We start from the raw sequence: 21654 nt of genomic DNA on the forward strand, positions 1-21654 counted from the left end.
CATTCCGCATCAGCGCCATCACTCGCATCGCCCTAAATTGAATCTTCGAAAAGGATCCTCAACGATCAAGGAAGAGGGCCATCAACATTCTGGGCCCTCGCTGGTGGACCCGCGCGCTTTTACGCACCTGGGAGAGAGCGCCCGCAGCAGAAACGTGCGCATAGCGGATCCCACAGAACGGCGTCCAGCAGTTTACATGCATTCTCCATAGACCCTCACTCTGCACGTACATTCACAGAATAGAAGTCCACCAATTTCCCGTTCGACACAACTACCCCGCTTCACGCGATCGTTGTCACGCAATGTGAAGCAAACACACCCCGGCGCACATTTTTCATCGGCCCGCTTTATCGCATTAGCCCTAGCGTTCGCACAAGTCGTATCCATTCCTTTGCCTGCCCAATTCGCGTGCCAGCAACGGCCCTCCAGCCTTGTCGTACTATACCCGTTGGCGGAACATTCTCCTTCGCACTCCCACCTGTCTCGGCGAGGCATAGTAGCCACGCTCGCCCTCGCTGTGACGGGGCCAACTGAAGAATCAAACTCACCTGGAAGCCACCTGACAGATAGGCCAGCACTGGGAGGGCTACTCGGGTTGTTCCCGTCGAACGAGTACGGATTGCCGAGGCTTGAGCCATTCACCCATGTTCCAGCCTGAGCGCGCTGGATGTACCTGCCCGAGCCGGTAGCCAAGTAGCGGCCGCCGCACCAGTAGAGGCCTGTTTCGCGGTCGAAGAAGTGGCCGTGGAACAGGAATGGGTTGTCGATGTCGGGCTGCGGCACGAGCAGGGCGAAGGCCAGGTCGGCGGGCTGCTGGTTCCAGGGGCCGAACTGATCTGAGCTCCAGAACGACTGGTTGTTTCCGTTGCCGCCGCTTTCCCATTTCCAGGGCGTGATGCCCGGCTGGGCTAGGGTGTTCTCGATGGAGAGCCAGTAGGTAACACCGGCCTGAGCCGGGAAGGGCTGGCTCAGGGCATATTCATAGATGCGTTCATCCTCTCCGCCGACCACCTGCCCGGTGCCCGCGGCGGCGACGTTGTTCCCGGCGGTTTCCTGAAAGATGGGATTGCCGGGAGCGCCAGAATTGTCGTCGAAGATCGTGATGTGGAAGTCGTTGGTATGGGCTTGAATGCCGGGATCGTACGCTCCCCACCAGCGCAGGCCGGTGATGGTCTCTGGCTGGGCCAGCGTGAAGTCGTCGGCGATGGCCTGCGGACCGGGCTCTTGGTTGCTCAGGTCCGAACGGTAGGCCTGCTGCTGGTCCGGCGGTTGGGTGTTCGCCGTGGAGAGCTGGGCGATCGGCTTGCCGTAATCTTCGTACTCCCAGCCCGATAAGACGTTACCGGTCTGGTCGGTCAACTTGGCAACGCTGTTCTGATTGTCGGCGTGGAAGAAGCTCTTCTGTCCACCTTGCTCCATCTGAAGTTCTTCTTCGAGGAACCCGCGCCACCAAAGACCATTCGTATCGGTGGTCCCAATTTGCGCTGGCGTATCAATTACCTCCGCCAGTGGCAGAGTGGAGAACAGCGCTAATAAGTCAGGCAAGTCCGCATAGGGATCCGCCGGTTGGCTGTTCCCATCGTTGCTCGACACAACGGTCGTTACGGCGACGCGCGTCGCATCCCTCGCCTCGATCAGCCTGCGGGCACTGTAGGCGTACGATGTCACCGCGGCGGCGGCGCTGGGAGGCACAATCACAGAAAAGCACTGATTTCCAGAGATGGAGTTGAAGTTGACGCTGCGCGGTTCGCCCAGGTTGTCGCCGCCACCGATGCCGCCCAGCATCTGATTGGAGACGAAGTCGTGTCCCACGGCGTTGACGAAGACGCATAGCTTGATTTCGCCCGTCGGAGCGCCGATTGCTGCCAGCGGAATGGCCCATTCCACGCCGGTGCTCACGCCCGCCCCGGAATCGGCACCGGTCCCGCCGGTGACCCCTGAGGTGTTGCCGTTGTGGATGGTGACTCGGATGCCAAAGGGATTGGAGCCGCTGGCATCCAATGTCCCGTCGGACACCGCCGTGCCGGCGCCGAGATAGTATCCCGGCCCGCCGCCGGCGGTGAGCAATTCGGCGTAGTTGGCGAACAGGGCGTAGATACCACCACCGCCATCGCCGCCGGTCATGCCTAGCCAGAAGTCGGCCGCGAAGCCGGCGTCAAAGGTCAGCCCGTTGCCGCCGCCGTCGTCGCCCATGCGGTTGAGGCCGCCGAAATCCACGCCGGAGTTGTCCCCGCGGAGCCGGTTCTGCCCGCCGGACCCCGAGTCGATGAAAACTTCCAGTTTGTTGAAGTTGGACTCGAGGTTGCAGCTCAGCATCAGATACAGCACGCCGCCCTGGACCACGGCTGACACGCCGTCGAGCTCCGAGCCGTTGGCAAAATCGACCTGGCCGGTGTTGCTGTCGCCGAACTGGGTCTGGGTGTTCTGAATTGCGACGGGATTGCCATACGCGCTATCCAGCGTCCCATCGATGACCGGAGGCCCGCCGGGCCCGCGCAACGGAGGGGCGTCGAACGCGACCGCCTTCTCAATTCGGCGGCCCAGACAGTCATAGCGATACTCCGCGCTGACGCTCGCGGCAAGGAAATTCACGAGCTGGTTGCGATAGTCATAGGCGAAGGTCTCGGCGCCGCTGTTGATGTTGCTCAGGCTGCCGTTCTGGTCATACAGGCGCGACGCGTTGAACGGCGTGGTGGTGTACTGGTTCATCTCGAAGTCGCCCGCTTCGCAGAGGGTTGGGTCCATGGTGTACGGCCCGGGATTGGGCCCGCCGGAGACGCTGACGCGGTTGCCCACACCGTCCAGGACATAGTCCACCGGCCCCGGCGGCGTCGGGGTTACGTGATCCCACTGAATCAGGCGATTTGATGCGTCATAGGCGTAGTTGTGGATATCCGTCGGGATGGGCGCGGAGTTGACCTCCATCGAGAGCTTGTTGTCGTTGGGGTCCCAGGTATACGTCCGCTGGTCAATGACCACAGGGCTACCAGTGGGGTTCCGCGTGTGAGTCGTGGAGAGGATTCGGCGGTCGCCGTCGTAGGCGTAGGTCGCGCGAACTCTTTCGGCTGGCGACCCGTTGGGATAGTCGCGCCGCTCGACGCGATAGGGCCCGATGTAGGCATAGGTGGCGATGATCGCACCGGGCCCGAGCGGGTCGTTACGGATCAAGAGCGGCCGATCCAGTAGGTCGTAGGTTCGCACAATGACCCGCCCGCCGGGATAGGTCTGGCGGGTGAGGTTGCCCTCCCCATCGTATACACCGGCCAAGGTCAGGGCCGGACCGTCGGGGTTTAACCGCTGCTGCGTTTCACTCAGGATGTTGCCGAGCGAGTCGTAGGCGCGGATCACCAGCGAGTCATCGTCTTCCGCACGGCTCATGCGTCCCAGCCCGTCATACGCGTAGATCTCCAAGGTTGTCTGACCGGACACACCGGTGCCCGGCGAGATGCTGCGAGTGGTCAGGCGGTTGTTCAAATCGTAGTTATTACTGACGACACTTCCATTCGCGTCCGTCGTGGATACGGCGTTGTCGTGCACGTCAAAGTACGTGAAGTCTGACGTGCAGTCGGCGTGATCGGCGCCCGTGCGCCGGTTCAGCGCGTCGTAAATGTACATCGTCGGATTGCCGTTGTCGTCGGTTTGGCCGGTCAGGCGCGAGGAGTCGTCCCACGTCTGCGTGCTGACGATGTCGACAGGGTCGGTAAAGAGGAGGTTGCCGTTCATGTCGCGCGCTGTCTGGCCGGGGCGGTTCAAGCCGTCGTACTCGTAGCGGGTGTGGTTCCCGCGGGCATCGATTGTGCGGACGCGATTGTTCCGCGAGTTATAGACGTATTGGTGTGTGTTTCCGACGTTGTCAGTCGTGCTGGTGAGCCGATCCAGCAGGTCGTATGCGTAGGTGGTGGTGAACGTCTCGTTCGGGTTGCCCAGATCGGACTTGTCGGTCTCGACCATGGAAATCACGTTTGAATCAGCGTCGTACGAGTGGGTCGAAGTATTCAGCTTCGCGTCGGTCGTCGTCAGGAGCCGGTTGGCCGTGTCGTAGGTGTAGTTCGTGACATGCCCCGGCAAATCGGTGGTCACGCTCGTGGTCTGCGAATTATTCGCGTAAGACGACAGCGTCGTCGACAAACCGTCCCCGATCGCCGGTTGCGGCGGCAAGGTGTCGAAGTGGGCGATGTCTTGTCGCGTACGGCGGTCCATGGCATCGTATTGATACGACGTTTCGGAAAGCCGAACGGATCCCGAATTGCCCGGTACATCGAGCAGTTCCCCGTCGGTTCGTTGTGATGTCATGTTGTCGTTGGCGTCGTAGTGGTAGGTCGTCACATTGCCCATCGGATCGGTGGAGCTGACTCCGCGGTTGTAGCCGTCATAGGCGTACATCGTGACGCGTTCGTTTCCGATATCCTCGAGTCCCCGGCGCCGCGCCGCGACGTTGCCGTTGCCGTCGTAGTCGGTCTGGTCTGTCGATTGGGCCGGGTCTGTGTTGGACCGAATGACCTTGAAGTGCAGGTCACGCTCGTCATACTCGGTATCCACGGTGTTGGTCGGCTGCAAGCCGCTGAAGGACATCGGCCTGCGCTCCCGAATTTGGTTGCGATTGGCGTCGTATTCGTATTCGGTGGTAACCGCCTCGCCCGGTGGAAAGCTCGGGCAAGATAGGTCGAAGTTGCTCAGGGCCGCCGTGCCCCGCTCCTGGCAGGTCCGGACAATATGATTGAGGATTTCGTACTCCGTGATCGTGGAGAAGTGCGTGTTGGGCTGGAGGACACCGTTTTCATCGCGGTTTTCGACGTCCGTCCGGACCACGTTGTCGTTAGCGTTGTACCAGGTGAGCGTCTCGTAGCGGATCACCGGCAGGACCTCACGAGAGAGCGTCCGAACCACCTGGTCCAACGCGTTGTAGGTATAAAGCGAATCGGCGCTGTTTGGGTGGACTATGCGTATGACGTTGCCCACGGCGTCGTATTCGTACTGGTTCGTCAGATTGAATCCGCCGCTGTCGATCACTTCGGTTTGCAAATAGCCCATTTGCGGGCCGGCGGCGTAGTACGAGTAGGTGTCGACGCGCCGATGGGCGCTCCCGTTGGCCGGCAGCGTATGGCTGATGACCTGACCGAAGGGCACGTTGTAGGTCCAATCCTCGACGCCGCCGCCGGGGCGGTGGTCGGTGTGCAGGCGATTGCCGGCCGCGTCGTAGGTGTGCATCGTGACGTTGCCGCGACCGTCGGTGTGGGTCTTGACGAAGTTGGTCCCGCAGCCGCATCCGCCGAAGCCGGTCTCGTACGTGTAGCTCTCGGTGATACTCGCCTGGTCTCCGCCCAAGGGGCCCGGGTTGCGCGTGACCGACCGGAGGTTGCCTCGTTCGCGCCGTGCAGCAAGGGGATTGAGATCGAGTTCGTAGGTCTTCGCGGTCGTGTTGAGGTTGGGATAGGCGATTAGCGTCGTTTGCGAATCGGCGTTGTAGGTCCAGCGAGTTTCGAAGTAGTCGGGGTCCGTCGGCCGGAGCTTGCTGGTCGGTCGGTTGGTGGATTCCGTCGTCGGCTGGTCGGGATCGGCCCGCCCCGTGTACTCGCGGGCCATGACCAGGCGATTGAGGGCGTCGTAGGAATACTCCCGGACGTTTCCGACGCGGTCATTCACGACGGTCTTGAGCGCCGCGAAGTTGTTGCCGCCGCACGCGCTCTGGGCGACGTACGTCATGTCAATGACATCCCCCGGCTGGCCCCAGGTCTGGCGGACCAGGCGATCGAAGTTCAGGTCGGCCGGATCCAGGGTGGAAGCGTACACATTCTGTAAATAAGTCTGACCCTTGGGGTCGGTGATGGTGAGCAGATTGTGGTTCAGGCGGCTGTCGGCGAAGCCGGAAGAATAGGTGTACGACGTCGATTTGCCGGCCGGGTAGTCGTTACCGTGGGGCGTCCCGGTGACGACCGGGCTGCGGACGGTCCGCAGGTCGCCGTTGGCATCGTAGGTATAGATCACCTGTCGGCCGGTGAAGTCGGTGACCGTGCTGATGCGGCTGTTGGCGTCGTAGGCGACGGTGACGACACGACCAAGGGTATCGGCGATGGAGATCAAGCGTCCGAGCCCATCGTAAATGAAGGCCATCGTGTTGTTATTGCGATCTACGATGGTTGAGATTCGGCCGGGGGCGATGGGATTGGCGAGCGAGCGGAAGTTCCACTTGCCGGTATCGGCGAAGATCAGCGTATAGGTCGTGTCGCCGTTGAGTTGCAGCTCGCGGAAAAACTCATCGCGCCCCCATTTGCCGTTGGGCTGAAGTAGATACAGGTCTGCGCGAGTGTTGCCATCATGCAGGATGCGATCGGCGCCGGCCGCTTCAAGGTAGCTGTTGTAGGAATAGTCCCAGCCATGGCCCATCGCGGAAACCGGTCCGTTTCGGGAGCGGTATTTGCGGGCCCAGATAAAGTCCAGCCCGCGCCCGCGGATGCGCAGATCAGTAGCTGATTGGTACACTTCACCGGAAAAAAAGTAGGCCTGAGCGGCAACCCGCGTATCGGGCATGCCGCTGCAGGATTCGCCCTCGCTGCAGGGGCTGGCCGGGGGCATGTCCAGCGGACCTGGCTCGTAGGACCCCTGCGCGACGCTGCAGGGGCCGGGCGCGAGCAGCGTGTTGGCGAAGAGCGGCGTGTCCGCCAGGTCGACCAACGAGTTCAGGTCCATGTCGGCACAGCTGCATCCGGGGCCGATCGTCGGCCCGCTCAGCAAACAGCGAACGAAGTCGTCAACGTCAATGCCGTCACGCAGGATGTTGCCTGTCGTGTCAGCGGGGCATGGACAGGGACATTGGCTCCGGGCAGAAGGTTGGACACTCAGCAGGGTGAAACTGGCGAGCGAAAGGGCGATGACCGAGGGGGGTCGGAGAGAGCGCATGATCGGCTCCTTTCGAGAAAGGACGGAGAAGGGAGTATCGATCTATCTCATGGCCGCGTGCGCAAAACGCTCGGAAATGCTGCGATCGCGTCCGAACCGGGCCCGGGAAGAACTAATCAGGGTGTAAGCGTACCGAATGGTGCAGGAGATGTCAAGGATGGGGGCATGTCGGTGCCGATCCCTCGAATTCGGAGGCGCTAACCCGCGGCATTAATCCTCCGCCGAATGCCAAATCTCTCTGATCCCCGTGAGTTTTCGGCAATCATTAAGCAGCCGAGACAATTCCACCTCCAATAGCGCTCGCGCCGTTTTTGCAAACGATCGGGTTGGTTGAACTTCATCTCCGCTAGCTCGACGCCCTAGATGGAGGCGGCGACGGCGCAGCCCACGACGCCGTCCAGCCAGTGGTTGTCGCTACCATCCACGCGGAGTTTCCACTCCTCGACCGTGCGGCCCCGGCCCTCGGGGGGGACGCGATATTCGCTGGTCTGGCACTCGGCCAACAATCGTGCGTGGGGCGTCCTACCGCACTTAATTACACGTCGGTCCCGCGTTATTTACTTATGAAGGGATCTTGATATCCCTTCACTGCTAGGGTGCGGGCGCGTCGCCCGCGCCCGATTCCTAACCCAGCACTCGCGTCGAAGGAGGTCCACATGCGCCTTGGGGTGTTCTGCGCGCCTTTGGTCTTATCTTGTTTGTTTGGGAGCGGCTGCGATGAGGATACCGATCCCCCCTCCCAGCAGGCCGTCGAAGCGGCCTGGAAGCGGGCGGATCAGGCCGTGCAGCAATCCATCGCCTCCCAGGCCGACGTGAAGCACATCGCCCGGCTCCGCGACATCGATCGGCTGCGGTATCAGGCTGACGTCGCAAGTTTGTCGGTCCAGGTATCGACACTTCGCGGCCTGACGATCGGAGTCTCCCTCGCGTTACTCGCCGCGCTGATCTGGCTGGCGGTCGAAATCCGCCGCCGGCGCGTCCTGGCGGCGATCATCCGCATGGCACGGCCCACAGACAGCGATCATCCCGCCGAATCGTCCGACGCTGCAACCCAATCGCTCATCTCCTGAGCGTGGCGGCCGGGGCGTGCTCTCACTCTTTCCCCCATAACGTCACCGCGTTTCTACCTAACCGCGGCATTTCAACCGTTAGTTCACTTTTCTAAGGAGGTGCCACACGTATCGATCGAGTTCCCGCCCGATTGCCGCCCTGGCGGTCTTGCTCCTCTTTTCCCTCTGCATGCTCGGCCCCTGCTTTTCGACCGGCCCTCCGCGCTCCGACGTTACGACCGAACAGCTCGCGCTGCTCAATCAGTCCCTCGACGCCCTACACGAGGAGGTTGCGGCGGCACGGGCGCCCAGCGGCTGGCCCTTCGTGCTGTTCCTGCTGTCGATCCTGCTGCCGCTCGCCGGCGGGATCTGGCTGCTCGTCCGCGCCGAGCGTTCGCTCATCGGCCACGATGAGCAGATCCGCTGGCTGGTCCGTGCCGGGATGACGCCCACCGTCATACACGCCTACCTGGAAGAAGCCCAGCGGCCGCGCCTGCCGCCGCCGGACGACCACACCCCATTGCCTGTTCGCCGGCGACCAATGCCACCACCGCGACACCGCTGGCGACGGTGTCGTCGTCGCGGACGACGGCATCGTCACCGTAAGGTTCCGAAAAAGGGCCGCCCCGTTTCCATCACGTCCCTCGTTATCGGATTAACCCTCAACACTTCATGTATACCAAGGAGAATTCCTTATGCTCAAACTCAATGCCGGTCTGTCCCGCAAGGTCGGCGAGCCGGACTACGGCTCCCGCGGGGCTTCGGTCAACCTGGAACTGGAGGTGGAAGGCCACCTCATCCAGGATCCCGACGCCCTCCATGACCGCATCCGCCGGCTCTTCGTCCTGGCCCGCCAGGCCGTGGATGAAGAGCTGCAGGTCGGTCGTAACTCTTCACGGAGTCCCCCCAACGGCAACGGCGCGACGCGTGCCACCAACAAGTCACCCACCCGTCCCGCCACGGCCGCGCAGCTCAAGGCCATTCGCTCGATCGGCGAGCGGCTGCAGCTCGATGTCGAGGGCGAGTGTCAGTCGCGCTTCGGCATGGCCCTCGATCAGCTCGCGCTGCCGGACGCCAGCGCCCTCATCGATGCCCTCAAGGCGCGATCCACCGGCGCGCCGGCCGGGAGGGGGCCATGAGGCTGGCCGTCCTGGACAACCCCGCCAACCTGATCGCCCATGGGATGACCGGCCGGAACTACCTGAGCCTGTCGCAGGTGACCACCTACCAGACCTGCCCGCTCCGCTGGTACTTCCAGTACGTGGCTCAGCTTCCCCACGAGCAGGTCGGCGCCAGCCTGGTCCTCGGCGGGGCGATCCATTCGGCCATCGAGGCCTACTACCAGGCGGAGTTGGCCGGTGAACCGGTGCCGGATCGTGATCGGCTGATGACGGTCTTCGAGGAGGCCTGGCGCAAGAACGCCAATGCGCCAATCCACTTCGGGAAGGACGACTCCGCCGGATCGCTGAACGACCTGGCGGGCCGGATGGTCAGCGCCTTCCTGGAAAGCAGCAGCTGCGATCCCGGCGGGACCGTCCTGGGCATCGAGGAGGAGATCCGCACGGAGTACCTTCCGGGCGTGCCCGACCTGCTGGCACGGGTCGATCTGATCATCCTTACCGACGACGCCCTGGTCATCCGCGACTTCAAGACCGCCCGCAGCCGCTGGACGGCCGCCAAGCTGGCCGAGGCGGCCGTGCAGCTCGTGCTGTACGGCGATCTGGCGCTGCCCATGGCTCAGGCGTTTGGCGATCGTCCCGTGCGGCTGGAGTTCGTGGTCCTGACCAAGACGAAGTCGCCGCAGGTGGAGGTCCTGCCGGTCGAGGCCGATGCGGCGTCGCTGGTGCGGCTCAGGCGGATCATCGAGCGGGTGTGGGCGGCCATGCAGGCCGGCCATGTCTATCCCAATCCCTCGGCGCTGAACTGCTCATCCTGCCCGTTCCAGCGGGCCTGTCGCGAGTGGTGCGACTGATCCAAGTCTGTTCGTTCGTGTTCTGACAGCTAGAGAAAAGTCCCCTTCATCGCGCCGGCGAATCGTGCCGGCGCAGCGGGGATTCCCTGTCCACACTTTTTCAAAGGAGTACCCGATCATGATGTTCATCCCCCTGAAGTCCATTCCGAGCTACGAGCGCCATCTGCTTTTCTGCAGTCGGCTCACGCCAAGGCAGCGACGCTACCGACCGCGGCGCGGTGTGCCGAACCTTGCGGCGATCAACCGTTCGCTGCGCGTGCACGGCGATCCCGTGCCTTCCACGTGGTCCGCGCCGGCCGTTTTGCTCCCTGCATGATTTTGATCCCGTCTTGAACGACATTGCTTCGCGCACGTGCGCGAGGCGCAAACGAAATCTTCAAAACGAAAGGAAACGACATGAGAGTGCTCTACTTAAACAACGCGGGCGGCGGGTTCGCCGATTACATCGACGTCGAACCCGGCACCACGGTGGAGAAGTTCTTCAGCCAGAAGATGCCCAGCAACTCCGAGGCCGACTATCTGATCCGCGTCAACCGCCAGCCGGTGGCCCGCAACCAGATGCTCCAGGAGAACGACCGCGTGAGCATAACTCCGACGAAGATCGAGGGCGCGCGGATCGCCTGAGAGTGTGGTTACCGAGATCATTCATGGGGCATCCGTGGCGATTCGCGTTGCGGATGCCCCTTTTTCTTTTTTGAGACCCGCCTCAAATGAAACCCGGCGGCAGGTTCAATGGAATCTCAGGCCATTAATGATCTTGCAAAATTGCCGGCTGCGTCGTCGCTGTGACGCAGGGAAACTCCGGGGTCTTCCAGTCGACGAGGTCAAACGTTACGGGGTCGGGAAGCTCCGGTTTTTCGGCAATCGCACGACGGACACCATCTGACAGGGTAAGGCGCTCCACGATCTCGCCGTGTTGATTAAGGATCACAGAGAAGCTGAACAGTTTTCGGTTGCTCAATCCCAGCGAGTCGGAATTCATCCGTAGTTCCAAATATTGATCGGGGTCATAGGGAGAGGGAACATTGCTCCGCTCCGGGAATACACAAACGAACGGTTCTTGCTCAGCGAATATGACAGGACAGGGCATCTTGTACCACGCGGGCTGGTACCGCTCGCCCCTCCATTCGTCACCCGCGAAGCGCGGCCTCTCCCCGGGATTGTGGGGGTGAATCCACTTGTTGCTGATATCGCGGGGGGTGGGACGGATGGCAAAGATCACACGCGGGTGATTGGAGGCCAAACGCAGACCGTATTCTTTGTCGTCCATGTCGCCCTTGATCGCAGCGAACACGAGGAGGCCCGCCTTGGCCATCCAGTAGGCTTCCTCGATTCCGCCATCCTGCCAGGCCTGGAAAAGGAGGTCTCCGTTGAGGTTGTAGATGCGGAGAACCCCCTGCGAGCCGGGAGTGTGCATGTAATAGGCGACGATCTCTTCGCCGGGATGGGCGTCGCCCGGAAATACGTCGAACATCCAAGCATAATGAACGGCGAATCCACCTGAAGAGTATTTCCGACCCGAATCGAATCGCGGGCGCGGCCAGGCATCGTGCGGCATGGCGTCGATCGACTCCTGCTCGACGGTCCTGTGCCAGAGCGGTTCGTCGTAGGGGCCGTTGGCGTCGAACAGGCAGAGTTCACCTCGATGGGGCGAATCAGCGAACCTACCAAAGCCGAGCACCACGACCTTGCCGCCCCCCCATCTTGCGGGCCTGTTCGCCAGGTTCGCAAACGTGATGCTGCCGGGATCCGCAGTTTTCCACGGTTTCAAAACTCTTCCGCCAAGAGAATAGAGCGTGGCTTGATCCCCGGTGCGTACGAGTCGGCCTGAGGGCTCATCCCGTGTACGACCCAGTCTCGTGAACTCAAGGCGGGCCGGCTGGCCGTTCACGATCCAGAGCGAAAAGAAAGCCGAGCCCACGATGAGGGAAGCGATGGCGAGGCTTGCGAGCGCGATGCTCTTTTTCGGATGTCCGGCGGCCCAGCGGAGCATGAGCGAATAGGGCGTCGGCGGCCGGGCGGAAATTGGCTCGCCTCGGAGGTATTGGCGTATGTCGCCGGCCATGTCACTGGCGCTTGCGTAGCGCTTCGCCCGGTCCTTCTCTATGGCCTTCAGCACGATCGTCTCCACATCGCCGCGCAGCCGTCGATCGAAATTGCTTGGGCGAGTCGGCTCTTTTTCACAAATCACCCGCGCGGCCGAGTGGATGGTCATGTTCGATACGTCGTACGGCATTCGTCCCGTTAGCAATTCGTAGAGAATCACGCCTAGCGAATAGATGTCGGTCGTGGTGTCGATCTGGCTCGGGTCCGCCGCGCACTGCTCCGGGCTCATGTAGGCCAGCGTCCCGAGAAGCTGCCCGGCCTCGGTGTGCATCGTCGTCACGGCGATATCGGAATCGGTGCAACGGGCGATGCCAAAGTCGATGATTTTCAGAAAGGCTTGAGACTTGGGGCTTGAGGCTTGGGGGGGAGTCGACGCGGGAGTTTCTGATCCCACGAGGATATTTGCGGGCTTCAGGTCGCGGTGGATGATGCCCTTCTGATGGCCGTGGTGTACGGCGTCGCAAAGCTGCAGGAAAAGATCGAGCCGATCGCGGATGCCATGCTCATTTTCGTTTGCGTGCTGTGTGATCGTCCGTACGTTTGGAATATATTCCATGGCGAAATAGTGCACCGTGGCACCGGCTTCCAGCCGGTGTGCCCCGGACTCATAGACCTGTGCAATGTTGGGATGCCGCAAATAGGCGAGTACGCGTGATTCGACATCGAATCGCCTCTCAGCCGACGCGGACCAGGCGCTCGATTGCATGACCTTTAGGGCGACGGGGCGGCGTGGGCTGGCTTGCTCGGCGAGATAGACCCTGCCCATGCCGCCGCGGGCGATCGTCTCCCTGATCGTATAGGAACCGATGGTCTGCCCGACGAGCGGATCGGAGCCTTTGGCAGTCGCCAGACCACGCAGCCCCTCGACCGTCGGCGGACGCTCCAGAAATTGCGGGCCGGCGCGGTCGTGGTCGCGCAGCAAACGCCGGGTACGCAACAGCAAGTCGGTGTCGCCGCCACAGCGGTTTTTCAGGAAGGCGTCACGGGCGTCGGGGGCGAGTTCTCGCGCGTCGCCGAATAGCTCATCGATCCGTTTCCACCGCTCGGAGCACATGATTCAATCCGCTCATCGTTATTGCCTTTCGACTTTGTCGGCCAGCATTCCGTAGAGTATCGCCCTCGCCAGATGCCACTGGTTGACCACAGTCCGCCTGGCCACGCCGAGCACCTCGGCGGTTTCATCAAGGCTTAGCCCCGCGAAGTACCGTAGCTGCACCATCTCCGCAAGGTCGGGCCGCTGCGCGCTGAGCTTTTCCAATGCCTCATCTACCGCCAGCACAAAGGCCGGATCGTCTTCGAGGGCGATCATGTCCTCGTGCAGGTCGAGCGGCCGGTTGGCGCCGCCGCGCTTGAGGCTCCCACGTCTACGTGCGTCATCGACGAGGATTTGGTGCATCGCCCGCGCGGCGGCGGCGAAAAAATGCCGCCGGTTCTCAAATGTGGCACATCCGCCCTCGGATGTGGCTGTGGCGTGTCCGCCCTCGGCCGTGTTGGAGATTGCACCCCCGAAGAGCTTCAGATACGCCTCGTGAACTAGGGCAGTCGGTTGGAGGGTCCGCCCGGCGGCCTCCCGGGCCATCTGGGCTTGGGCCATTTCACGGAGTTCGTGGTAGACGCAGGCCCAAAGCCGCTCGCGGGCCGTGCCGTCCCCCCGTCCGACGGCGGACAGAAGCTGGGTAATCGCATTGGTCGAGTCCTGCCGCATGGACCACCTGAATTAGAGAGCCAGACACAATTGTACCAGATTCGCCGCACCGATTTTGCCCTATTTGGCGAAGGATTTCGCATGTGAGGGTGGAACGAATGCTGGTTGTCAGCATCTTGTCATCCGCGACGCCACGGCATGGACGGCTCGTTTTTTCGGGCCGGTGTCTTTGGCGCAGCCACGAAAGGAATAATGAAGATGTTTCGCAATACTCTTATGCACCGCCGGTGTTCTACAGTCGGGACGTGTATTCTTGCGACATTTGTGATGGGGCCAGCTGGCACCGTGCGAGCGGGCTTGGTCATCACCGATACGCCGACGGCCGTTCCCGGAATGGCACCTGGTTGGTCTTCCACTTTTGTCAGTACAAACGCTACCCAGATGTTAACCGCGCACGGAGCCCCAACTCGCCTGTACACCGCGAGTTGGAACGCGAGTTCCGGGCAATGGGATCCCTTTGTGGATATGGGGTTTCCGGATTGGGCGACGACTCCCTCGCTTTCGCCAGACGAGAACACGATGTATTACTCGCAGCACACGTTCTCGCCATACGAGACGAAGATTTATCGCTCGAGTTACTCGGGCGGTCTCTGGCAACCAGGAACGCCGGTTCCTGGCCTTGGGGGTCCACAATGGCAGCACGGCCCGCTTTTCAACGGGCGCGATCTTTATTTCACGGAAGCGTACCATGACATTTGGAGCGCCCGCTACGATTCTAATACGGGACTGTTCGCGACGGCGCAGCCCGTTGCGTCCATCAACACGGTCTATGCCGAACAGCATGCATGGGTTTCGCGCGACGGTTCGACCATGGTGTTTGGCTCAGACCGTCCAGGAGGCTACGGCGGCGCTGACTTGTGGACTGCCGAATGGAATCACATCACGAACCAGTGGATCAACGTCACGAATTTAGGGCCAATAGTCAACACTGCGAGCGACGAGTGGGCCCCTCTTTTCGCCGAGGGGGCAGAGGTCCTCTACTTCTCACGATCCGGTTACGAGATGCAGGTGAATGCTTCGATTCCCCAGCCGGGTTCGCTGGCGGTGCTCGACATCCGCCCCGGCGCCTGCCCCAATCCGCTCAATCGCCGAAGCCGGGGCGTGTTGCCCGTGGCCCTGGTGGGTGGCGCCGCGTTCGATGTCTCCGCCGTGGACCGGACCACGCTGCGGCTCCGCCGCCCCGACGGCGTCGGCGGGGAAGTCGCCCCCCACGAAGGTCCACCCGGGCCGCACACGACGATTGAGGATGCCGCCACGCCCTTTGACGGCGAAACCTGCGCCTGCCATGACCTGGCCGGCGACGACGTCGACGACCTGATGATGCACTTCCGCGTCGATGACCTTGTCAGCGCATTGGAATTGGATGCCCTGCCCGACGGATCGGAGGTCGCGCTGGTGTTGACCGGCATGATGACCGACAGGACGAGCTTCTCGGCCACCGACTGCATGTGGCTGGTTCCACCCGGACCGGCGGCCCTGCGCATATCGTCTGATGCCCCCGGCGCGTTCATTGATGTCGGCGAGCCGGATGAAACCCTCGACGCCGGCGGCTTCGAGTCCTTCGAGCGATCCTACCTCTCGGGCACGGTCGTGACGCTTACCGCTCCGCCCTCGGTTGGTTCGCGGCGGCTGATCGGCTGGACGATCGACGGCGTCTTCCAGGCGGCCGGCCAAAGCAGCATCAGCCTCACCATCGGGCAGCAGGTCAGCGTGACGGCCATGTACGAAAGCCGCCCACGATCCAAAGGCGTGCAGTCGGTGATTCAGGAACAGTGAGAATGCCAGCGGCGCGGTCTCGGCGGCCCATAAGGAGCGGGCAAGGTTTTAGCCCACATCACGGACGAGTTGCTCGGAGATCGAAGTCGCAACCCCTCCTCCCGGGCCGGGGAGAATATGCACGAGGTTAAGGCGCAAGGGCGGGTCCACAACGGATTCGCCCTTGTTCTGTTACCCATCGCACGAAGGGTTGGCATCAGACCTATTCGCCCTGTCCTGACTTTCTAGCACGCACCGGGCGTGACCATCCGCGCTACCGATCGAATTCAGCAGGGCATCCGCGACGCTGTCGCCGCGGGTGCCCCTTTTCTTTTTGGAGGACCTGAACATGAACCACGATACCCGCCGGCAGGCCCGCTGGGCCGGCCACCTGCATGCCGGCCTGCAGCGCCTCGGCCGGGGAAAGTTGACCGTGCTCTCAGACGAAATTGGAAGGTTAGGCGCGCAGCTGGAACGCGTGCGTCAACTTCGGCTGCGGCTCATGACCTGCCTGGAGCGCGGCTGGCAGGCCGCCGCCCGCGATGTCCGTCGCGAACTTGACTACACCTTGGGCGATATCGACCGGGCGACGACGCAATGCGATCAGCTACTCCGGCGGAACGAATCGACCGCGCCCACGCCGCGCTTCGTCTTCGACGAACTCCGCCAGCTCCACGATGAGTTCGACGAGATCAAGTTCGACGCGGAGCACGCGATGCTCAGTGTCACGACCGAGCCGATCACCCTGGAGGGCATCCGCCTGGGCCGGTTCGAGATTCGTTTGGAGCTGGGCGGCCATTCCGATGCCGATCCCGCCTCCTTCCTGCGGATCGTCGCCCTGGAGCCCAACCCGGCCTCCTGCGACTCGACCGTGACCCACCCGCATGTCCGCGATGAACGGATCTGCCTGGGCGAGGCGGCCGCGCCCATCCAGCAGGCCTTGGCCGACGGACGGGTCTGCGACCTGTTCATCCTGGTCCGCTCGGTCCTGCAGACCTACAACGCCGACTCGCCGTTCATCTCCCTGGCCAAGTGGGATGGCCGGCCCTGCCACGACTGTGGCTACTCGATGGATGACGAGGAGAGCTACTGGTGCGAGGGCTGCGAGCATGACTTTTGCGACCAGTGCGTGAGCTGCTGCCGCTCCTGCGACCAGTCCTATTGCAAGAACTGCCTGCGAGACTGCGCGATCTGTGGAAACGCCCACTGCGAGGCCTGCCTCCGCCGCTGCCGCGCCTGCGAGGAGTCGGTCTGCGCGGAGTGCCTGAAAGAGGATGTGTGTACGACCTGCCAAGAAGACAAGGAGCACGAGGATGCAAGTAATGACCAAGGATCCGATAGCAAGGCCGCCCAAGGCGGTGGAAACGAAGACGACCCTTCCGACGGAAACGGAAACGACCAAAGCGCCGGCCGAGTCGACAACGGCGAAGCTCGAAGGGTTGAAGGAGACGATCAAGTCGCCGTCGCCGAGGCGGCCACGGCGTGAGATTCAGCTGCCCCCGCCGCCCGTCCTGCGCTTCAGCCCCACCGCCTGGGCGAAGCTCCAGTTCTTCTGCCATGCCGGCGAGACCGAGATCGGCGGCTTCGGGATCACGCCATCCTGCGACCTGCTCTACGTCGACGAGTTCGTGACCGTCCGGCAGCAGACCAGCGTCGTCAGCGTGGCCTTCGACGATGACGCCGTCGCCGACTTCTTCGAGGACCAGGTGATGGCGGGCCGTAAGCCCGAGCAGTTCATGAGATGCTGGTGCCATACCCATCCCGGCGATTCCCCGACGCCGAGCTGTACCGACGAGGAGACCTTTGCCCGCGTGTTCGGCCCGTCCGACTGGGCGATCATGTTCATCTTGGCCAAGGGCGGGCAGACCTACGCCCGGCTGCGATTCAACACGGGGCCCGGTGGGCACCTGCTGATCCCCGTGACCGTCGACTACTCGCAACCCTTCGCGGGCAGTGACCACGCGGCCTGGGAGGATGAGTACCACGCCCACATCTGGCCGCTCCTTTCGGCGAAGGGTTCGCCTCGCGCCGACATGGGCCTGGATTTCGGCGACCCGTGGCTGGAGGAGATGGAGAGGCACGAGAAGGTGCGGGCCGCGGCGATGGCGGAGGACGTGGAGCACTTTGGAACCTGGCCCACCAACGAGGAGTTTTGGCATGAAGGACGATAACCCGTTCGCCGATGCGCCGGTGATCTTCAGCTGTTCGCGGGCCCAACGTCCTTGGCCACTCCTACTCGGCAAGGCCGGGCTCCAACTCCCGCAGAAGCTGGCGGACGCGTTTTAGCACGCGCGACTTGGCTTGATAGACCTGTTCGGGCGTCATGTCGAGCCGGGCGCAAACCTCCTCGACGGAACACTCCTCGTACGACAGGAGTCGGAAAGCCTCGTGGTTCTTCTCCGAAACGCGAGATCGGACCTGCTCGACGCAGTACATCAGGTGCTGGTTTCGCCAGTTCGACTCCCAGGCCTCATCCGGCGTCGGCTCGGGGTCAGGCAGCGCGGCCATCTGTCCCGAGTCAGCGTGCTTCTCGCGGCGCTGCCGCAGCAGGTCGATCACCTTCCCGCTGGCGATGCGGTACAGCCAATTCTTGAATCCCCCCTTGGCCTTGTCATACTCGAACGCCGCGATCTTCCGGGCGACGACGGCGATGCACTCGTCGCGAACATCCTCGGCGTCTTCCCGCGACAGCCCCCGTGCGCGGGCATAGCGATAGAGCAGCGGCGCATACAGGTCTTGAAAGTCTTTCCACGCCTCCGCATCGCTGCGATCTCTAATCCGAACGAGCAGGCTGGCGCGGGTGGTGGTCATGAAGGTTGTGTCGTCACCGGTGCGGAAGATTGTGGGGCGGACACGCCCGTTGGCCGGGTCAACGGCGGGTTGGCGGTCGGCCGTGTTGTGGGCTGCGACGCGGCAGCTTGGCGGAACTTGGCGAGGTTGACTTCCAGCTCCTGGCGGACCCGCGAATCGCCGGGCGGCAGCAGTGCGATCGCCTTCTCCTCAGTCTTGAGCGCCTCGCCGAATCTCCCAGCGCGGTACTGCGCCACGCCCAGCGTATTCATGATCCAGCCATTCTTGCCGCCGTTGGCTTCCACCGCTCGCCGGGCATAGCCGAGCCCCGCCACCGAGTCGCGAAGGTCGGTCGGCTCGACGGTCAACAACGTCCATGCGTAGATGTTGAGGTCCCACGCGGAGGCCCCCGGTTGGTCCGCTGCCGCGCGCTGGTATTGGATCTGCTCGACGACCAGCGGCCTGGCGTCTTCGAACCGCTTTTGCTTGACGTACAGGTTGATCAGATCGCCGCGGACGCACATTGTATCCGCATGCGACGCGCCGGAAATCTTTAATCGCGCTGCAAGCGCCGCACGGAATAGCGGTTCCGCGTCGGCGTATATGCCCTCGGCATAGTAGGCGTAGGCGAGGTTGCGCATCGACCTCAGAGTATCGGCGTGCTCCGGCCCTAGCACGCGGCGCCTTATTTCCAACGTCTGCTCGTAGAGCTTCTGGGCGTCTTGGTATTTGCCTTGGGCGTAGTGGCAATTGGCGAGCAATTCCATCGACACTAGCGTGTCGGTGTGCTCGTCACCCAGCAGCTTACGTTGTATCGCCAGGGCCTCACGAACGAGCGGCTCGGCCGCGGCGAGGTCGCCTTTCGCCTGCAGCAGTCGCGCCAATTGGACTAGGCCAGCCGCCACTTCCGGGTGTTCGTCGCCTCGTAGCCTGCGATTAACGGCCAGTGCCTCGCGATACAGTCGCTCTGCCGCCGCGAGATCGCCCTTGGCTTGCAGTGGATGCGCCAGTGCGATCAGTGTGATCGCCACCTCCGGGTTCTTTTCGCCGAGTATTATGGTACACATGCGGGGAATCATGTCTACCAAGGGCTGCGGCAACGGATCGCGCTGCTGCGGAAACGCAATGGAGACGAAGTTCGCTTTGTAAGTCTTAAGCACTTCCGCATCGTCCTTACTCAGTGCTCCGAAAAGCCCGGATAACCCCCTGGGAAGCTCCAGGGCCAAAGCAACGTCCTTATTCTGGGATCGCAGGGCCAACACAAGGCTAGTCCACGCCCTTAATGTATCTCGATGACTTTCACCGTGGGCTTTTCGATAAATGGCCAATGCCTCGCGATAAAGCGGCTCGGATGCGGTGGCGTTTCCTCGGTTCATTTGTAAGTCGGCAAAATTATAGAGGGTGCCGGCTACATCCTCGTGGTCGTTGCCCTGGAGTCTGCGGCGCAGCGCGACCGCCTCCTCGTACAACCGCTGGGCCTCAACATAGTCACGTTTGTTGCCCGCCAACCAGGCTATATGTTCCAGGCTCGTCGCCACGTCCAGATGCTCCCCACCCAACTCGCGCCTGCGCAATTCCAACGCCGCGCGCAGGTATGGTGCCGCGGTGTCGAAGAGTCCCAGGCGGTCATACATTGTCCCGAGGGCGTCATCAATCTGCGCCAGTATGAGCGGCTGGCCGGCAAACTCCTGTTCGAGTGTGGCAGCGGCCCGCTTCAAGATGTAATCATCTATTACCCGCCGGGCCAGGTCGACCGGATGTCCGGGCGCGACGGCCTCGTCGAGTGCCTTCAGCGTCGCCTCGATCTCCGGCTGGGTACGCTTCCGGCGGTTGGGCCACTCGTCCACGGTCTGACGCTCCAAGCCGGCCTTCACCTGGTCCCGCAGACTTTGCACGATCCCGCGTCCCATGGCCGGCACGTCAATGTCGGCGAGCATCCGGGATTGGAATTCCGCGACAGTTTGCGTTTCTTTCTGACGCTGCTGAGCGTCCACGCGGGCCGCATCCGCTTCCTCGCGACGCTGCTCTGCGAGTTTACGCTGCTCTGCTTCAGCCGTCAGGGCCTTTTCAGCCCGCCGGCGCTCCGCCTCGGCACTCTCACGCTCGCGGCTCTGCTGCTTCTCCGCCACCACGGCGCGATCGCGCGCCTTGCTGGCCGCGCGCCAGAGGGCGACAGAAACGATCAAGCTGACTGTGATGATCGCCACGAAACTTGCTGCCAGCGCCACCGGTAGGCGATACCGCCGCAGACTCTTGCGAAGCACATAAAAGGCGCTGTCCCGCTTGGCCTCGATCGCCTCGCCGCCGAGATATCGCTCCACGTCCCGGCCCAGGGCCTCGGCCGACGCATAGCGACGGTCCTTTTCCTTGGCCAGGGCCTTGAGGACGATCGTCTCCACCTCGTCGTTGACCTGGCGGCGGACCGTCGAGGGCCTCGTCGGCTCAGTCTCGGCGATATGCCGCAATACCTCACCCATCTGCCCGACCACCGGGTACGGGTACTTGCCGGTCAGCATCTCATAGAGAATCACGCCCAAGCTGTACACATCGGTGCGGATGTCGATCAGGTTGGGGTCGCCCCTGGTCTGCTCCGGCGAGGCGTAGGCCAGCGTGCCCATGAACTCGCCGGTGACCGTCATGGGTGCTCCATCGTGGAGATCCAGTCCCGCGGCCTTGGCCAGGCCGAAGTCCACGACGTGCGGCTGGCCGTCGGCGTCGACCAGAATGTTGCCGGGCTTGAGGTCTCGGTGGATCACTCCGCGCTGGTGGGCGTAGTTCACGGCGGCGCAGATTTTGTTGAGAAGCTGCAAGGTGTCGTCAATGCCCAGGTGCTTGTCGGACAGGTACGCGTCCAGCGGCTGGCCGTGGATGTACTCCATGGCGAAGAAATGCCGGCCGCCGGCCACGCCGCTGTCGTAGATGGTGACGATGTTGGGATGCTGGAGGCTGGCGACCAGGTCGATCTCGCGCTCGAAGCGATGGCGCTGTTTCGGCGAGGCGTAGGGGCCTTGCAACAGAACTTTCAGCGCGACTGTTCGCTTCGTCGTCTTCTGCACCGCCTTGTAGACGACGCCTTGTCCGCCGCGATGGATTTCGCGGAGGATTTCGTATCCTTCGATAGATTCGTTGACTGGGAGGCCGGCCTGTGCGGAAACCCTTGGGCTCGCGGGCCGGAGCAGCGTCTCGTCAGGTCGGGCCTCTTTTATCTGGCCGAAGAGCTTCTCGTCCGTCCGGCGGGCCTCGATCCGCCCGCGGCAGGCTTCGCAGACCGCGGCATGCTCCTCTGCGCGGCGCTGCTCCTGAGCTGAAAGCGTACCCGCCAACAGGCTTTCGATTTGAGCAGGTGTGAGGCAGCCGGCCATCGACGTGACTCCGCGAGA

15 protein-coding genes are annotated in these 21654 nt (G+C 62.6%); 8 read left to right on the top strand and 7 right to left on the bottom strand.

Going from position 1 to position 21654, the window contains the following annotated elements; translation table 11 throughout:
* Positions 1–192: 192 nt before the first annotated feature.
* On the bottom strand, positions 193–6897 hold the full coding sequence (locus tag VJZ71_20165) for a DUF6531 domain-containing protein (protein ID HKQ50400.1): 6705 nt from the start codon (positions 6895–6897) through the stop codon (positions 193–195).
* A 359-nt stretch (positions 6898–7256) separates the two neighbouring features.
* Positions 7257–7400 carry a hypothetical protein gene (locus tag VJZ71_20170; GenBank protein HKQ50401.1) on the bottom strand — a complete coding sequence of 48 codons (144 nt, stop codon included), beginning with the start codon at positions 7398–7400 and terminating at the stop codon, positions 7257–7259.
* A 153-nt stretch (positions 7401–7553) separates the two neighbouring features.
* Between VJZ71_20170 and VJZ71_20175 the strand changes: the two genes are divergently transcribed.
* Positions 7554–7967 carry a hypothetical protein gene (locus VJZ71_20175; GenBank protein ID HKQ50402.1) on the top strand — a complete coding sequence of 138 codons (414 nt, stop codon included), beginning with the start codon at positions 7554–7556 and terminating at the stop codon, positions 7965–7967.
* 256 nt (positions 7968–8223) lie between these two features.
* Here VJZ71_20175 and VJZ71_20180 read toward each other — a convergent pair whose 3' ends face one another.
* A complete protein-coding gene (locus VJZ71_20180) occupies positions 8224–8409 on the bottom strand; it encodes a hypothetical protein (GenBank protein HKQ50403.1) in 186 nt (61 codons plus the stop codon).
* A gap of 232 nt (positions 8410–8641) precedes the next feature.
* Here VJZ71_20180 and VJZ71_20185 point away from each other — a divergent pair, with 232 nt between their 5' ends.
* The 4 genes from VJZ71_20185 (at position 8642) to VJZ71_20200 (ending at position 10542) form a co-directional block, all read left to right on the top strand.
* On the top strand, positions 8642–9085 hold the full coding sequence (locus VJZ71_20185) for a hypothetical protein (GenBank protein HKQ50404.1): 444 nt from the start codon (positions 8642–8644) through the stop codon (positions 9083–9085).
* Positions 9082–9918 carry a PD-(D/E)XK nuclease family protein gene (locus VJZ71_20190; protein HKQ50405.1) on the top strand — a complete coding sequence of 279 codons (837 nt, stop codon included), beginning with the start codon at positions 9082–9084 and terminating at the stop codon, positions 9916–9918. The genes VJZ71_20185 and VJZ71_20190 overlap by 4 nt, the downstream gene beginning before the upstream one ends.
* 118 nt (positions 9919–10036) lie before the next feature.
* Entirely contained in the window at positions 10037–10234 is a 198-nt protein-coding gene (locus tag VJZ71_20195; GenBank protein ID HKQ50406.1) for a hypothetical protein, read from the top strand.
* An 80-nt stretch (positions 10235–10314) separates the two neighbouring features.
* Positions 10315–10542, top strand: coding sequence for a molybdopterin converting factor (locus tag VJZ71_20200; GenBank protein ID HKQ50407.1), 228 nt, complete (start codon positions 10315–10317; stop codon positions 10540–10542).
* A 124-nt stretch (positions 10543–10666) separates the two neighbouring features.
* Here the strand turns inward: VJZ71_20200 and VJZ71_20205 are convergent, their stop codons facing one another.
* Both VJZ71_20205 and VJZ71_20210 read right to left on the bottom strand, forming a co-directional pair.
* Positions 10667–13078 carry a serine/threonine-protein kinase gene (locus VJZ71_20205; protein HKQ50408.1) on the bottom strand — a complete coding sequence of 804 codons (2412 nt, stop codon included), beginning with the start codon at positions 13076–13078 and terminating at the stop codon, positions 10667–10669.
* A gap of 18 nt (positions 13079–13096) precedes the next feature.
* Positions 13097–13729, bottom strand: a complete 633-nt coding sequence (locus VJZ71_20210; protein HKQ50409.1) for an ECF-type sigma factor — start codon at positions 13727–13729, stop codon at positions 13097–13099.
* Between the two features lie 459 nt (positions 13730–14188).
* Here VJZ71_20210 and VJZ71_20215 point away from each other — a divergent pair, with 459 nt between their 5' ends.
* The 3 genes from VJZ71_20215 to VJZ71_20225 all read left to right on the top strand — a co-directional run bounded on the left by VJZ71_20215 (position 14189) and on the right by VJZ71_20225 (position 17655).
* Positions 14189–15505 carry a hypothetical protein gene (locus VJZ71_20215; GenBank protein ID HKQ50410.1) on the top strand — a complete coding sequence of 439 codons (1317 nt, stop codon included), beginning with the start codon at positions 14189–14191 and terminating at the stop codon, positions 15503–15505.
* Between the two features lie 328 nt (positions 15506–15833).
* Entirely contained in the window at positions 15834–16970 is a 1137-nt protein-coding gene (locus VJZ71_20220; protein ID HKQ50411.1) for a hypothetical protein, read from the top strand.
* Entirely contained in the window at positions 16924–17655 is a 732-nt protein-coding gene (locus tag VJZ71_20225; GenBank protein ID HKQ50412.1) for a hypothetical protein, read from the top strand. Before VJZ71_20220 ends, VJZ71_20225 begins: the two co-directional genes overlap by 47 nt.
* A 61-nt stretch (positions 17656–17716) precedes the next feature.
* Here VJZ71_20225 and VJZ71_20230 read toward each other — a convergent pair whose 3' ends face one another.
* The gene (locus VJZ71_20230) at positions 17717–18295 is read right to left on the bottom strand and encodes a sigma-70 family RNA polymerase sigma factor (GenBank protein ID HKQ50413.1); all 579 of its coding nucleotides are present in this window, start codon (positions 18293–18295) and stop codon (positions 17717–17719) included.
* Positions 18292–21636 carry a tetratricopeptide repeat protein gene (locus tag VJZ71_20235; GenBank protein HKQ50414.1) on the bottom strand — a complete coding sequence of 1115 codons (3345 nt, stop codon included), beginning with the start codon at positions 21634–21636 and terminating at the stop codon, positions 18292–18294. Before VJZ71_20235 ends, VJZ71_20230 begins: the two co-directional genes overlap by 4 nt.
* Between the last annotated feature and the right edge of the window lie 18 nt (positions 21637–21654).

The sequence above is a fragment of the Phycisphaerae bacterium genome, from assembly GCA_035275405.1.
Lineage (GTDB): Bacteria > Planctomycetota > Phycisphaerae > UBA1845 > UTPLA1 > DATEMU01.

Bases quoted from the DNA above. Each gene is read 5' to 3' on its own strand.
- VJZ71_20165 (HKQ50400.1), bottom strand. From the start codon at position 6,897: ATGCGCTCTCTCCGACCCCCCTCGGTCATCGCCCTTTCGCTCGCCAGT.
- VJZ71_20175 (HKQ50402.1), top strand. From the start codon at position 7,554: ATGCGCCTTGGGGTGTTCTGCGCGCCTTTGGTCTTATCTTGTTTGTTT.
- VJZ71_20185 (HKQ50404.1), top strand. From the start codon at position 8,642: ATGCTCAAACTCAATGCCGGTCTGTCCCGCAAGGTCGGCGAGCCGGAC.
- VJZ71_20190 (HKQ50405.1), top strand. From the start codon at position 9,082: ATGAGGCTGGCCGTCCTGGACAACCCCGCCAACCTGATCGCCCATGGG.
- VJZ71_20195 (HKQ50406.1), top strand. From the start codon at position 10,037: ATGATGTTCATCCCCCTGAAGTCCATTCCGAGCTACGAGCGCCATCTG.
- VJZ71_20200 (HKQ50407.1), top strand. From the start codon at position 10,315: ATGAGAGTGCTCTACTTAAACAACGCGGGCGGCGGGTTCGCCGATTAC.
- VJZ71_20205 (HKQ50408.1), bottom strand. From the start codon at position 13,078: ATGTGCTCCGAGCGGTGGAAACGGATCGATGAGCTATTCGGCGACGCG.
- VJZ71_20210 (HKQ50409.1), bottom strand. From the start codon at position 13,729: ATGCGGCAGGACTCGACCAATGCGATTACCCAGCTTCTGTCCGCCGTC.
- VJZ71_20220 (HKQ50411.1), top strand. From the start codon at position 15,834: ATGAACCACGATACCCGCCGGCAGGCCCGCTGGGCCGGCCACCTGCAT.
- VJZ71_20230 (HKQ50413.1), bottom strand. From the start codon at position 18,295: ATGACCACCACCCGCGCCAGCCTGCTCGTTCGGATTAGAGATCGCAGC.
- VJZ71_20235 (HKQ50414.1), bottom strand. From the start codon at position 21,636: ATGGCCGGCTGCCTCACACCTGCTCAAATCGAAAGCCTGTTGGCGGGT.